The organism is Streptomyces sp. B3I8 (assembly GCF_030816915.1).
Classification (GTDB): Bacteria; Actinomycetota; Actinomycetes; order Streptomycetales; family Streptomycetaceae; genus Streptomyces.
Map to the genome: position 1 here is coordinate 7,201,874 of NZ_JAUSYN010000002.1, position 13,808 is coordinate 7,215,681.

13 protein-coding genes are annotated in these 13,808 nt (G+C 71.8%); 9 read left to right on the plus strand and 4 right to left on the minus strand.

Annotated features, from left to right (window positions below):
* The first annotated feature begins 35 nt into the window (after window positions 1-35).
* The 3 genes from QFZ64_RS33790 to QFZ64_RS33800 all read left to right on the plus strand — a co-directional run bounded on the left by QFZ64_RS33790 (window position 36) and on the right by QFZ64_RS33800 (window position 1,858).
* Entirely contained in the window at window positions 36-899 is an 864-nt protein-coding gene (locus QFZ64_RS33790; RefSeq protein WP_307071288.1) for an extradiol ring-cleavage dioxygenase, read from the plus strand.
* Window positions 896-1,255 (plus strand): hypothetical protein, encoded by a 360-nt coding sequence (locus QFZ64_RS33795; RefSeq protein WP_307071289.1) that lies wholly within the window; start codon window positions 896-898, stop codon window positions 1,253-1,255. Before QFZ64_RS33790 ends, QFZ64_RS33795 begins: the two co-directional genes overlap by 4 nt.
* Window positions 1,256-1,516: 261 nt before the next feature.
* A complete protein-coding gene (locus QFZ64_RS33800) occupies window positions 1,517-1,858 on the plus strand; it encodes a DUF3040 domain-containing protein (protein ID WP_307071290.1) in 342 nt (113 codons plus the stop codon).
* Between the two features lie 163 nt (window positions 1,859-2,021).
* Here the strand turns inward: QFZ64_RS33800 and QFZ64_RS33805 are convergent, their stop codons facing one another.
* The gene (locus QFZ64_RS33805) at window positions 2,022-2,372 is read right to left on the minus strand and encodes a hypothetical protein (protein WP_307071291.1); all 351 of its coding nucleotides are present in this window, start codon (window positions 2,370-2,372) and stop codon (window positions 2,022-2,024) included.
* A 164-nt stretch (window positions 2,373-2,536) separates the two neighbouring features.
* On the opposite strand from QFZ64_RS33805, the gene QFZ64_RS33810 reads away from it, so the two are divergent.
* The 3 genes from QFZ64_RS33810 (at window position 2,537) to QFZ64_RS33820 (ending at window position 5,132) form a co-directional block, all read left to right on the plus strand.
* Window positions 2,537-2,731, plus strand: a complete 195-nt coding sequence (locus QFZ64_RS33810) for a DUF2795 domain-containing protein (RefSeq protein WP_307071292.1) — start codon at window positions 2,537-2,539, stop codon at window positions 2,729-2,731.
* A gap of 195 nt (window positions 2,732-2,926) precedes the next feature.
* Window positions 2,927-3,922 carry a sulfite exporter TauE/SafE family protein gene (locus QFZ64_RS33815; protein WP_307071293.1) on the plus strand — a complete coding sequence of 332 codons (996 nt, stop codon included), beginning with the start codon at window positions 2,927-2,929 and terminating at the stop codon, window positions 3,920-3,922.
* A 193-nt stretch (window positions 3,923-4,115) separates the two neighbouring features.
* Entirely contained in the window at window positions 4,116-5,132 is a 1,017-nt protein-coding gene (locus QFZ64_RS33820; RefSeq protein WP_307071294.1) for an SDR family oxidoreductase, read from the plus strand.
* A 105-nt stretch (window positions 5,133-5,237) separates the two neighbouring features.
* On the opposite strand, the gene QFZ64_RS33825 is transcribed toward QFZ64_RS33820, so the two are convergent.
* Entirely contained in the window at window positions 5,238-6,155 is a 918-nt protein-coding gene (locus tag QFZ64_RS33825; RefSeq protein ID WP_307071295.1) for a LysR family transcriptional regulator, read from the minus strand.
* Window positions 6,156-6,401: 246 nt separating this feature from the next.
* Between QFZ64_RS33825 and QFZ64_RS33830 the strand changes: the two genes are divergently transcribed.
* Together QFZ64_RS33830 and QFZ64_RS33835 are read left to right on the plus strand one after the other, a co-directional pair.
* Window positions 6,402-7,220: an inositol monophosphatase gene (locus QFZ64_RS33830; RefSeq protein WP_373430786.1), complete on the plus strand. Its 819-nt coding sequence runs from the start codon at window positions 6,402-6,404 to the stop codon at window positions 7,218-7,220.
* 40 nt (window positions 7,221-7,260) lie between these two features.
* A complete protein-coding gene (locus QFZ64_RS33835; protein ID WP_307071297.1) occupies window positions 7,261-7,914 on the plus strand; it encodes an NADPH-dependent F420 reductase in 654 nt (217 codons plus the stop codon).
* 98 nt (window positions 7,915-8,012) lie between these two features.
* Here the strand turns inward: QFZ64_RS33835 and QFZ64_RS33840 are convergent, their stop codons facing one another.
* Window positions 8,013-8,375: a DUF488 domain-containing protein gene (locus QFZ64_RS33840; protein ID WP_307071298.1), complete on the minus strand. Its 363-nt coding sequence runs from the start codon at window positions 8,373-8,375 to the stop codon at window positions 8,013-8,015.
* Between the two features lie 395 nt (window positions 8,376-8,770).
* Between QFZ64_RS33840 and QFZ64_RS33845 the strand changes: the two genes are divergently transcribed.
* Window positions 8,771-11,863: a lectin gene (locus QFZ64_RS33845; protein WP_307071299.1), complete on the plus strand. Its 3,093-nt coding sequence runs from the start codon at window positions 8,771-8,773 to the stop codon at window positions 11,861-11,863.
* Window positions 11,864-11,962: 99 nt separating this feature from the next.
* Here the strand turns inward: QFZ64_RS33845 and QFZ64_RS33850 are convergent, their stop codons facing one another.
* Window positions 11,963-13,624: a beta-1,3-glucanase family protein gene (locus QFZ64_RS33850; RefSeq protein ID WP_307071300.1), complete on the minus strand. Its 1,662-nt coding sequence runs from the start codon at window positions 13,622-13,624 to the stop codon at window positions 11,963-11,965.
* Window positions 13,625-13,808: the final 184 nt, after the last annotated feature.

Sequence of the window (13,808 nt, forward strand, 5' to 3'; positions counted from 1 at the left end):
GCCGACGCCCGCCGGTCCCACCAACGGAGGTCCGCATGGCTGAACTGGTCGCGGTCATCGCGTCCACGCACCACCCCTTCTACTACCGCGCCAGCACCTCCACCGGCGACGACCGCCCGCCCTTCGCGGACGAATGGGTGCGCAAGATCGAGGCGTTCCGCGAGACCCTGACGAAGGCGCGCCCGGACGTGCTGGTGATGGTGGGCTCGGACCACTTCCACCAGCTCTGGCTGGACAACATGCCCCAGTTCCTGGTCGGTAAGGCGCCCGTCTACGACGCCAACTTCCACAACGAGGAACGCGAGTTCGGCCTGCCGAGAATGGTCCTCCAGGGCCAGGAGGACCTCTCCGCGCACCTCCTGCGCGGCGGCCTGGACGCCGGCTTCGACCTGGCCTTCTCCAACGAGCTGCGGATCGACCACTCCATCACATGCCCGATCATCACGCTCCGCCCGCAGAACGACCTGCCGATCGTCCCTGTCTACACCAACATCTTCGCGCCCCCGCTGCCGCGCCCCGAACGGTTCGTCCAGCTCGGGCGCGCGATCCGGGCCCTGGTGGAGTCCTGGCCCGCCGACCAACGGGTCGCGGTGATCGGCACCGGTCACCTGTCCCTGGAGCTGGGCGGGCCCCGGCAGTTCGGACCCACCGGACCCGACCCGGAGTTCGACCGCAAGGCGGTCCGGTGGATCGGGTCGGGCGACATCGAGGGCTGCCTGTCCGAGGTCACCCTCGACAGCCTCCATCTGCCCGGCAACGCCACCCACGGCTTCATGGACTTCATGCTGATGATGGGCGTGGCGGGGGAGGGACTGCGGGCCGACTACGTCGACACCTACGACCTCTTCCACACGATGGAGGCGTACTTCACCTGGTACCCGAAGGGCGGCCGGCCGTGAGCAAGTATCTGCTGAACAAGTTCCTGTTCACCGTCGACCGAGATGCGGAGCTGGTCGAGCGCTACCGCGAGGACCCGCGCGCCACGGTGACCTGGTGGGAGGAGGAGTACGCCAACCGCATCCTCAACTGCGTCACCGGCGAGTCCTCCACCTGGTTGCGGTTCGACGAGGCCGAACGGGAGGCGCTGGCCACCCACGACTACGTCACGCTCTTCGAAATGGGCGCGCACCCGTTCCTGACCCTCACCCTGTTCATCGGCCTCTTCGAGCGTGACCACCCGCCGATGGGCTTCCAGACCGAGTACGCGAGGAGACTGGCGCACATGTCGCTGCCCTACCCCGACATCGCCACCTGAGGGCGACGGGACCGGAGCCGGCGCCGGCTGCGTGTGCACGGGCGCGTGGGTGCGCGGAAGCGGGTAGGGCGGAACGGCACGGCCGGGCGGGAAAACGTCGTCATCCGGCGTCGGGTCGGCCAGTACGGGTACTTCACCGGCGAGGGCCCGCACGGCCCGGTCCGCGTCGTCACGCGACGGTCGCGCCGTGCCGTACACGGTCGACCGCAGCCGCCGTCGCGCGGCGCGACCGTCGCAGCGCCGCACTTCAAGGAGCGCCTCATGGACTACGAACGTGAGCTGGCCGAGATCGAGCGGCAACTCCTGACCCAGGATCCCGACCTCGCGGCCGAACTGGACACCTTCGGCGACATCACGAAGGCCCAGCCGGTCCCCTGCCGGCCCGCGCCCGCCGTTCCCCCGCCCGCCGAGCCGTCGCGCCTCCGCGCCGTGCGCCGCAGACGACGGCTGCTCATCGCGGCCTGCGTGGCCGTCGCGCTGATCGTCGTCGCCCTCATGTCCGCCCTCGGCGCCGGTGCCGCGACCCACCGGCCGGACCACCGGACTCACCGGCCCGGCCACGCCCTCCAGGGCCCGGGGCCGGGCGTGTACGGGCGCGCCTAGGGCCTGTTGTGAAAGTCCCGCCTGGCCCCGCGACGCCATGCACGCTCCCCCAAGTTCTCGGCTTCGTTCGAGCAGGGGGACCCCCAGAGCACTCACCTGACGCCGCAGGGCCCGCCCTCCGGGCGGACGACGGGACTTTCGCAACAGCCCCAGCCGAATGCCGTCAGGCCGCGGCGGCGAACGCCGCGTCGATGGCGGTGGCCGTACGCGCGTGCACGACCAGTCGACAGCCACCGGTGTCCGCGCCCGCCTCCAGCAGTCGCCGCGCGGGCGCACTGTGGGTGGACACGGACATCAGGACGCCCAGGCCGCTGCACAGGCGGTGGGCGCGCAGTACCGCGCCGACCGTGGGGTCTCCCGTGGCGGGCTCCTCGAGGACGACCACGACGGGCCTCGGCCGGTACGCGTGGACCAGATTGCCGATCTCCGCGGCGAGCGCGGCACGCCCGGCGGGGCCGGGATCGCGGTGCACGGTGAGGACGAGGACACCACGCTCGAGCGCATGAGACAGCATGCCTGCTCCCTTCCAGCGACCGGCGGCCAGTGCCAGTGCGTCACCGCGGAAGTACCCCGCGTGGGCCGAGCGAATCGGGGTGCCGGTTGTTTACGCCCGATCCGGAGGGTGACTTGACCCGGAACCGTGCGTTTCACCAGAAACCATCCCGAAGGAGCAGCGCCATGGCCGGCATCAGCCCCATCGACCTCCAGAAGGCCCTCAAGGGCGCCGACTATCCCGCGAGCCGCGACGATCTGGTCGAGCTGGCCAGGAACAACGGGGCGGACAGCGCCCTCGTCGACAAGCTGTCGCACGCCGACGTGGCGGAGTTCGACGGCCCCAACAAGGTGCAGAAGGCCGTGTTCGACAACGGGTGACGGGGCGGCCGGCCTGACCGGCCGAGCCGGCCGACGGACGGACGACCGTGCCCCCCGGCGCACCCCTGCGGGCTTCAGCGGCCCCCGCGCGCTGTGTCCCCCGCGCTTGCGGGGCCGCCGGGCCCGCGCGGGGCCGAGGTGTCCGAAGGGTGGATTCCCTACGTTTCCCATAGGAAAACTCACTAGTGTGCGGCCATGGATCTTTCCGGGCCGCTCATCCTTTCCGGGGCTCTCGTCGGCCTTGCCGTAGGGCTCACCGGTATGGGTGGCGGCGCGCTCATGACGCCGATCATGGTCATGTTCTTCGGGGTGAACCCCACCGCGGCCATCGGCAGCGACCTCGCCGCATCCGTGTTCATGAAGCCGTTCGGAGCGGTCGTGCACCAGCGTGCCGGCACCGTGCGCTGGGACATCGTGCGCAGGCTGCTGCCCACCGCCGTTCCTGCCGCGTTCGGCGGCGTCTTCCTGCTCCGCACGCTCGGCGACGGCGACGCGCTGCAGCGACGAGTCAAGTACGTCATCGGCGCTGGGCTGCTCCTCGCGGTCCTCGGCATGCTCGTCCGCATGTGGCTCGACCGGAGGCGCGATGCCGCCGGGGACGAGTCCGGCGACGTGGCCGTGCGCCCGCTCGTGACCCTGGGAATCGGACTGGTCGGTGGCACCGTCGTCGGCATGACCTCGGTCGGCTCCGGGTCCCTGATCATCGTGATGCTGATGCTGGCCCATCCACGGCTCAAGGCGAACCAGCTCGTCGGCACGGACCTCGTGCAGGCCATTCCGGTGGTCGCCGCGGCCGCGCTCGGGCATCTGCTGAGCGGCGACGCGGATCTCGGACTCGCGGCGACGCTGCTCGTCGGGGCGGTCCCGGGTGTCGTCGTCGGAGCCCTGCTGTCGACCCGGGTCACGGGACCGGCGCTGCGGTGGGTCCTCGTGGTGCTGCTGACGGGGTCGGGTCTGTCCATGCTGAAGGTGCCGGGCGGCGTCCTCGTGGCCGTGTCGGTGCTGATCGCCGGGGCGGGGGCCGGGCTCACGCTGAGGGACCGAAGGCGAGGTGCCGTACCCGTCCGGGCGCCGGCGCCGGCGCCGGTGCCGGAACCGGTGCCGGTGCCGGGGTCGGGGTCGGGGTCGGGGCCGGCGGAGGGCGACGACGCGACGCACGTCGCCGCGGAGGAGGCGCGCCTGTCGTCCTGAGCGGGCCCGCCACCGACCGGCATCCGCCGCTCCTCGGGGGAACCCCGTCTCCGCCCCGTTTGCTCACCCCCTCCCTGGGGGTACTCCGCATCCCCCGGCAGGGGGCGCCCCCCCGTCCGAGGACGATCACGCGATCGAGAACCGGGAACCGGGGACCGAGGACCGAGGACCGAGGACCGAGGAGAGAGCACTGATGCCGAGCAGGACAGGGCGAAAGCTCGCGGTGGTGACCGGCGGGACCGCCGGAGTCGGCCGGGCGACCGTGCGCGAGTTCGCGGCACGCGGATACGACGTGGCGGTGCTCGCCCGCGGCCGGGCCGGTCTGGACGGCGCGGTGAAGGACGTCGAGGAGGCCGGAGGCAGCGCACTGGCTATTCCCACCGACGTGGCCGACCACGAGGGGGTGCGGCGCGCGGCCGAGCAGGTGGAGCGAGAACTGGGCGAGATCGACGTCTGGGTCAACGTGGCCTTCGCCGGTGCGCTCACCTTCTTCTGGGACACCTCGCCCGAGGAGTACGAACGCATGACCAGGGTCACCTACCTGGGCCAGGTCAACGGGACCCGGGCCGCTCTCGCGCACATGCGGCCCCGCGACCGGGGTGTCGTCGTCAACGTCGGCTCGGCCATGGCCTACCGCTCCATCCCGTTGCAGTCCGCTTACTGCGGCGCCAAGCACGCGGTCAAGGGCTTCACCGAGTCGGTCAGGACGGAACTGATCCACGAGCGCAGCAAGGTCAGGATCTGCATGATCCAACTGCCCGGCCTGAACACCCCGCAGTTCAACTGGAACCTCAGCCGGATGCCGAAGCACCCCCAGCCGGTGCCGCCCGTGTTCCAGCCGGAGCTCCCCGCGAAGGGCATCGTCTTCCTCGCCGAGCACCCGCGGCGCAACCTGTGGGTGGGCCTGTCCACCGCGTACACCATCCTGGGTGAACGCCTCGCCCCCGCGTTCATGGACTTCTACCTCGGACGCAAGGTCGTCCAGGCCCAGCAGACGGACGAGGACCTGCCGCGCTGGGGGGCCAACCTCGACGAGCCCTCCGACGCGACGGAGGACCGGGGAGCGCACGGGGCCTTCGGCGAGCAGGCGCACGGCCGCGACCCGGTGCTGTGGCTGTCCCGGCACCGGCGGGCCCTGCTCGGCGGCCTCACGGCCACGGCGGCGGGCCTCGGCGTGGTCGCGGCGCTCACGGGTTCCCGCAGCCGGTGACCAGGCAGCCGGTCACCACGCCGCGGAGGGGACCGGGCGCCGGGGGCGCCCACCGGGCTCCGTGACCCGTGTCATCCCCCCTGCCACTGCCGCGGTCACCTCCTGTCACGAGGCCGGCGGCGGCGGTCCGAGCACCGCTTCGACCGCGGCACACGCCTGCTCCCGCAGCCACCGGTGGGCCTGGTCGTTGTCGTGGCGCCGGTGCCACATGAGATGAACCGGGATCGGCGCCATGGGCACCGGCAGCGGATGCGTCGTCAGCCCCAGCGCGTCGAGCGCGGTGCGAATGATGGTGCCGGGGACCGTGACCAGCAGATCGGTCTCTCGGGCCAACTGCAGGGCGGTGGCCGCGCTGGGCGCCGCCGCGACGACCGTCCGCCGCAGCCCGAGGCCCTCCAGGGCGGCGTCGACCGGGTCGTGCAGCCGGCCGCGGCGGGAGACGGTGAGATGGCCGGCCGCGGCGTACCGCTCGGCGGTCAACGGCCGCGCGGTGAGCGGATGTCCGGTGCGCAGCGCGACGACGAGGCGGTCCTCGCCGAGTAGCCGGCTGATGACGTCGGGCGCCGTCGACGGGCCGGTCCCGGACGCCAGGTCGACCTCGCCGCGCCGCAGTTCGGGGGTGTCGGAGGAGGACTCCGCGACCAGTCGCAGCCGAACCCCCGGCGCCTGCCGGTGCACCGCTGCCACCAGGGCGGGACCGCACGCGGCGGTGAGCGCGTCGTGCCAGCGCACGGTGAACACCCGCTCCAGCGTGGCCAGATCGATCTCCCTGCGGGTGGACAGCACCGCGTGGGCGCGGTGCACGAGGTCGTGGACCTCCTCCCGCAGCGCCAGCGCGTGGGCGGTGGGAACCATCGTGTGCCCCGAGCGGACCAGGACCGGATCGCCGGTCGCCTTGCGGATCCGGCCGAGCGTCCGGCTCATCGCGGGAGCCGTCACATGCAGCCGGGCGGCGGCGCCGGCCACGCTTCCCTCCTCCAGGAGCGCGTCGAGGGCGGTGAGGAGATTCAAGTCCAATTGCATGTGAGTAAGTTTATGAATGACGAGCGTGCATTTGTAGTTAATCCGCGCTCTCTCTACCGTCGGGTGCAGGCCGCTTCGCCCGAGCGAGTGAGGCAGCGACAGCGGCGGCCCGATGTTCCTTCCCTGCCTCGCCCTCCTCCCCTCCCTCTGCCTTCCCCTTCCGCGCCCAAGGAGTTCGCCATGTCCACGAACGAGTCCTCGATCAAGTCCACGAACGAATCCACGAGCAAGTCCACGAACGAATCCATGACCAGGTCCGAGATCGAGGCCGCCGGCATCGACGAGGTGCTGCTGGGGAGGGTGCGCACCGCGGTCGAGGCCGCCGGTGCCGTCCTGCGCGACCGCTACACCACCCACGCACGCGCCCGGAACCTGACGGAGATCTTCGAGGAGCTCCAGGCCAACGACAACGCGGTCCTGCCCGACCTGGAGCGCCGTCTCCTCGACGCCCGGCCCGGCTCGCAGTGGGTCGACGACGAGCTCGCCACCGGCACGCTGCCGGACGGCGAGTGGTGGATCGTCGACCCGGCCGAGGGCAACATCAACCACGTCCACGGCATGCCCGAATGGGCCGTCACCGCCACCCTCATGCGGGACAACCGGCCGGTCCTGACGGTCGTTCACCTCCCGCTCACCGGCGACACCTACACCGCGATCGCCGGCCACGGCGCCGCACGCAACGGCGAGACCCTGCGCGTCTCCGCCAAGACCGGCCTCGACGCGGGGCTCGTCGCCACCTCGCAGGCCCAGCCCGACGAGGACCAGGAGACCTACCGCCGGATCGGGGAATCGGTCAGTGCCCTGCTGACGGCCGGTCTGGTGGTCAGGGTCTCGGTCCCGGCCACCCTCCAGCTCGTCAATGTCGCGGCCGGCCGCATGGAGGCCTTCTGGCAGTACTCCGAGGTGCGGTCCGGTCTCGTGTCCGGGGCCCTGCTCGTCACCGAGGCCGGCGGCCTCGTGACCGACCTCCGCGGCGAGCCCTGGACGCCCGGCCACCGCGACTTCCTGGCCGCCGCCCCGGGCGTCCACCGGGCCGTCTCCGAGGCCCTCGCCCCCGTCAAGTGACCCGGCACCACCCGCCCACGAACGACAAGGACGTACTCGCATGAGCTCCACCACCATCGGCATCCTCGGCGCCGGACGCGTCGGCCTCAACCTGGCCCGCGGGCTCGCCCTCGCCGGTCACGACGTCGTCGTGGGCCGCCGCGACCCCGCCGGCCCGCTCCCCGACCAGGCGCGGGACCTCGGCGCCCAGGTCCGGTTCACCGACCAGCGCGCCGCGGCCGCCGCGGCGGGCCTCGTCATCAACGCCACACCCGGCGACACCGCCGTCGAACGCCTGGGCGCGATGGCGGACGAACTCGCCGGCAAGATCCTCGTCGACGTCGCCAACGCCACCCACCACGGCCCGGACGGGCTCCCCGGCGACCTGGTGTACCAGGAGGGCAGCCTCGGCGAACGGCTCCAGCGGGCACTGCCCGCCACCCGCGTCGTCAAGACCCTCAACACCATGCTCTTCGTGGTCATGACCGCGCCCGAGTCCCTGACCACCCCGCCCACCGTCTACCTCTCCGGCGACGACCAGGACGCCAAGGACGCCGTGGCCCGGCTCCTGGGCGACCTGGGCTGGAAGTCCGACCGGATCGAGGACATCGGCGACATCTCCACCGCCCGCGCCACCGAGGTCGTCATGCTCCTGGTGACCCAGGTGCTGCGCCACAAGGGACTCCGGCCGATCGCCGTCTCCCTGTCCCGCTGAGACACCATCGCCCGCCACCGAGGGCCGCGCCGACGGGCGCGGCCCTCGGCCCCCGCGCCCCGCGCCCCGGCCCGGGGCCCCCGCCCGGGGGCCCGCACTCACCCCCGCAGCAGTTCCGCGAGCACCCGGGCCGCGCTGATCGCGGGGTCCTTGGTCGCCGTCAGCAGTGTCAGGGGCCGGTCCGCGGCCAGGTCGCGCAGGTGTGCCAACGCGTCCGCCCGCTCGGGATCCGTCAGTTCCTCCCGGTAGCGCCGGCCGAACTCCTCGAAGCGGTCCGGGTCGTGCCCGTACCACTTGCGCAGTTCCGTCGACGGGGCGACCTGCTTGCACCACTCGTCCAGCCGGGCCCCGTCCTTGCGCACGCCCCGTGGCCAGATCCGGTCGACCAGGACGCGGGCGCCGTCTCCCTGTCCGGGCTCCTCGTAGACCCGGCGGACGCGGACCGCCCTCGTGCGTGTCATGGGTACCTCCTCGTGCGGCGCCCGGTACCGCGGGCGCCGCCGTTCCGGTCCGCCCGCCCCGTGTTCCACGCTACCCGGCGGACCGCCTACTGCTCCCGCGCGCCGTCTTCGCCCGCAGCATTGACATGCCCATGATCAATCTCTAGCGTGGCAGAGCGCTCCTCCCCGGCACCCCCCTCGGCTCCTCCCCGGCATCCGTCCGCGGTCGCGGGTCCGCACCCCGTGCGCCCCTGAAGCCCGGTCCATGCCCCCGTATTCACCTCCGCATCCCCGCCCACCCGTGCCCGCCGCCCCGTCGAGCGCCCCGACGACAACGTTGTCAGAGACGAGTGGAGCCAAGGCGCCCGGCCCGACCGCCCGCATGGTCACCCCCCATTCCCCGTAGGAGGCGGTTCATGAGATCCCTCTTGGTCCTGACCGGTGCCGGGCGTGCCGCACCGCGTCGGCGTCCACCCCGATGGCGGCGGCTCGTCGCCCTGACCGGGGCGGGCGCGGGCATGGCCCTGGTCGCCACGTTCGCGGTGCCCGCCCAGGCCTCGGCGCTCTCCGCCCACCCGGCGGCGAAGGCGGCGGCGCCCGTCACCGACCCCGCGAGCCTGGTCAACCCGTTCATCGGGACGTCCAACGACGCCAACGACTTCCCCGGCGCCGACGTCCCGTTCGGCATGGTCCAGTGGAGCCCGGACACCCCCTCGCGGCCGCCCGGCGGCGGCTACGAGTACAAGGACTCGTCGATCACCGGCTTCAGCCTCACCCACATCGCCGGACCCGGCTGCGGCGCCGCGGGCGACATACCCGTGCTGCCCACCGTGGGCGGCGTCGACTACGGGGCCAAGGACTCCTTCGCGCACTCCGCCGAGTCCGCGACGGCCGGCTCGTACAAGGTCGCCCTCGACAACAAGGTGACCACCGAACTCACCGCCACCACCCGCAGCGGCATGGCCCGCTTCACCTTCCCGTCCACCACGCAGGCCAACCTGCTCCTCAAGCTCGGGAGCAGCCAGAACGGCGGCTCGAACACCAAGTTCACCGCGGTGTCGAACACCGAGGTCAGCGGGCAGGTGACCAGCGGGAGGTTCTGCGGCGCGGGCAACACCTACACCGTCTACTTCGACATGGTCTTCGACCGGCCGTTCACCGCACAGAGCACCTCCGGCGCCAACTCCCGCGTCACCTTCGACACCACCGGCGGCCAGACCGTGCGGGCCAAGGTGGGCGTCTCCTACGTCTCGGTCGCGAACGCGGTCGCCAACCGCACCGCCGAGGCGCCGGGTTGGGACTTCGACGCCACGCGCAACGCCGCCCACACGGCGTGGAACGACGCGCTCGGGAAGATCGGTGTCTCCGGCGGCACCACCGACCAGCAGACCCTCTTCTACACCGCGCTCTACCACTCCCTGCTGCACCCGAACGTCCTCAGCGACACGAACGGGCAGTACTACGGCTTCGACGGCAAGACGCACACCGTCGACGCCGGTCACGACGCCGTCTACGCCAACTACTCCGGCTGGGACATCTACCGCTCCCAGGCGCAGCTGGAGGCGCTGGTGAGTCCCCAGGTCGCCTCGGACACCGCGCAGTCGATGGTCGACGACTACCGGCAGACAGGGATCTTCCCCAAGTGGTCGGAGAACAACGGCGAGTCCTACGTCATGGTCGGCGACCCGGCGGCCGCCATCATCGCCGACTACCACGCCTTCGGCGCCCGAGACTTCGACACCTCGGCCGCGCTGCAGGGCCTGGTCAAGCAGGCGAGCACCGCCAACAACGACCGGCCGGGCCTGAACTACCTCAACACCCCGGGTTACATGCCGCACGACGGCAGTTACGGCTGCTGCAACTTCTACGGCCCGGTGGCCACCACCCTGGAGTACGACACCGCCGACTTCGCGCTCTCCGCATTCGCCGGCGCGCTCGGCGACACCGCGAACCAGCGCACGTACGCCGACCGTGCCCAGGACTGGCGCGGCACGCTCGACCCGGCCTCCGGATTCGTGCAGCCGCGCAACGCCGACGGCACCTGGACCGCCGGGTTCGACCCCACCAGCGGCACCGACATGGTCGAGGCCGACTCCTGGATCTACACCGGCATGGTCCCCTTCGACGTGGCCGGACTGGCCGCCGCGAAGGGCGGCAACACCGTGATGAGCCACTACCTCGACACCGTGCTGCGCAGCTACACCGGCGCGAACGGCTACGCCTGGGTCGGCAACGAGCCCAGCATCGAACTGCCGTGGGAGTACGACTACATCGGCCAGCCCTACAAGACACAGGGCACCGTACGGTCCATCCAGGACCAGATCTGGTCCAACAGCCCCGCCGGCCTCGCCGACGGCAACGACGACCTCGGCGCCATGAGCGCCTGGTACGTCTGGTCGGCGCTCGGCATGTTCCCGATGACCCCCGGCACCGACGACCTGGCCCTCGGCTCCCCGCTGTTCCCCCAGGCCGTCCTCACCCTGCCCTCGGGCCACACCCTGACGATCAACGGCGACGGTGCCGCCGGCAACGCCCCCTACGTGCAGTCCGCGACCTTCAACGGCTCGGCCTGGAACAACGCCTACGCACCCACGAACGCCCTCGGTGACGGGGGCACCCTCACCTACCGCCTCGGCACCACCGCCAACACCTCCTGGGCGAACACGGCGAACGCGGCGCCGCCCTCCTACCACGGCTCCGTGGTCGCCCCGCCGAGCCCGAGGGCGGGAGCCCTCACCTCCGGTGTGGACTCCGGCAAGTGCGTCGACGTCGACCACTCGGGCACCGCGGACGGCACCGCCGTGCAGCTCTACGGCTGCAACAGCAGCTACGCCCAGGACTGGACGGTCGCCGGCGACGGCACCCTGCGCGCGCTCGGCAAGTGCCTGGACGTGGCCGACAGCGGCACCGCCAACGGCACCGCGGTCCGCCTGTGGACCTGCAACGGGACCGGGGCACAGGCCTGGTCCACCGGGTCCGGCGGCACGCTGGTCAACGCCAACTCCGGTCGCTGCCTGGACGATCCGGACTCCACCACCACCGACGGGACCCACCTGCGGATCCGCGACTGCGACGGCAGTGCAGCCGAGAAGTGGAACCTGCCCGCCGCGCCGCACGCCCGCACCGGAGCCGTCACCGCGGGCGTCGGCCAGAACCTCTGCCTGGACGACAAGTCGGGTGCCACGGCCGACGGCACGCCGATCCAGCTCTACGGCTGCAACGGCAGCGACGCCCAGAGCGTGACGGTGGCCCCCGACGGCACGCTGCGCGTCAAGGGTGGTTGCCTGGACGCCGCGGGCAGCGGTACCACCAACGGCACCAAGGTGCAGCTGTACACCTGCAACGGGAGCAACGCCCAGCAGTGGCGCGCGACGTCCTCCGGCCAATTGATCAACGCCAGCGCCGGACGCTGCCTCGACGTGCCGAACTCCGCCACCACCGAGGGCACTCAGCTCCAGCTCTACGAGTGCAACAACAGCGCCGCCCAGAAGTGGACGCTGCCCGCCTGACCGGCGGCACGGTACGCACACGGCGGCCGGCCGGTTCCCCGCACACCTCACGTGCGCGAGGGAACCGGCCGGCCGCCGTCGCATGCGTTCAGTCCACCGTCATCGGGTGAACGTGAACCAGTTGACGTTGACGAACTCCGTGCTGCTGTCCGCGAAGGTGAGGTAGACGTCGTGCACGCCGGTCACCGAGCGGGTGATGTTCGCCGGTATCGTGCGCCAGCTCTGCCAGCCGCCGGTGTCACCGAGGTCGATCTCCGCGATCTGAGGCCCGGTCGCACTGTCCACCCGGACCCGGATCGCGCCGCTCACCCCGGCGCCGACCCCCGAGGCGACCCGTGCCACGAACTGCGTGGGGGAGGAGCCGCCGAAGTCCAGCGAGGAGTACTTCAGCCAGTCACCGGCCGCGAGGTACCCCACGTCCTGGCCGCCCCCGCTGTCCGAGCAGGCCTCCGTCTGGGAGCCGCTCTGGGAACTGTAGCTCTCCGCCTGCACGGTGGCGTACGCGCTGGTGCCGCCGCCCCCGCCGTTGTCACCGCCGCCCGAGCCCCCGGAGCCGGCCCCGAGGGTGAGGGTCCATGAGGTGGGCGCCGGGTCCTGGAGGTGCCCGTCGACCGGGGCGCTGCCGGTGGGGCCGACGTCGTCGTAGGGGAAGGCGTAGCCGATGGACGAGAACTTGTGCACCAGCCGGGCGTAGTGGTTGGTGATCGACTCCGTGTAGTACTGGTCGGGCCGCACCCCGCTCGGCTGGTTGGCGCCCCCGGACACGAGCAGGTCGGAGCGGTTGAGGGCGGCGGCGAGCCGGGCCGCGACGGCGCCGCGCGCGTCCGAGCCGGAGTTGTACAGCGGACCGCTCGCACAGCCGAAGATGTCGTTGGCCGAGGGCTTGGTGAACGGCACCCCGTTGGTGTTGAGCCCCGAGAAGGTCAGGACGTCACCGCTGACCCGCCCCGAGTACGCCCCGATCGAGCCCTGGCCGTCGATCGTGAGGGTGTTGTTGCGGAAGTGGTCCCACACACGGTCCAGGTACGGGTTCCAGTACGAGCCGAAGTCCGCCGGCGCGTGCGAGGGCGCCAGGACGCGCAGCACCGCGCCGGAGGAGTCGGTGGCGACCAGCCGGTCCCACGGCGCCCCGTCCGCCGAGTGCTGCGTCCGCAGTCCCGAGGCGATGTTGGCCAGCGCGGTGGAGGGCAGCGCCGGCACCGACTGGTTGCCCGCGGCGCCGGTGGTGGACATGGAGATCGGCAGGGCGACCATGTCCACGTAGCTGATGTTGGCGTACAGGTTGGCCGAGTTGTAGGTGAACTCGGCGAAGCCCCAGTTGGTGGTCCAGTTGGGGTCGTTGCTGGTGAAGCCGGGCTGGACGAGGCCGGGCTTCCCGCCGTTGAGGCTCGCCGGGTTGATGAAGAACTGGATCTTCTTCCCGACGGAGAACCAGACCCGGCCGCCGATCACGTAGTCGCGCAGCGTCAGCCGGACGGGCGAGGAGCCCGAGCCGCCGAGCGCGATGGAGTAGTCGGCCGCGGGGGTCTGTACGGCGGAGACGTCCGGCAGCCGGTGGAAGGTGCCGTCGGCGGTGACGAACCCGGGCCAGCCGGAGGTGTCGGCGCCGCTGACGTAGGCGTACACCTGCGCCGAACTGCCGGAGTTGTTGGCGAGGACGAGGGGAAGGGAAGCGGCGGCACTGGCGGTGCCGGCGCTCGCGAGGGGGAGCGCGGCGGCGGTGGCCACCGCGGCGGTCAGAAGGGCACGACGGGAGAGCACGACGGGCTCCTGGGGGAGTGTGGGGTGAAGAGTGGAGAGTGCCGTGTGAGAGCGCTCTCAAGGGGAGTGAACGCACGTCCCACTATTGGACTGAACCAATCATCGGTCAAGAGGTGTGCACGTCAAGGACGTTGCCGGTGGACCGTTCCGCGGCGACGGCTCGGTCCGGGCCGGGGTTCGTCCC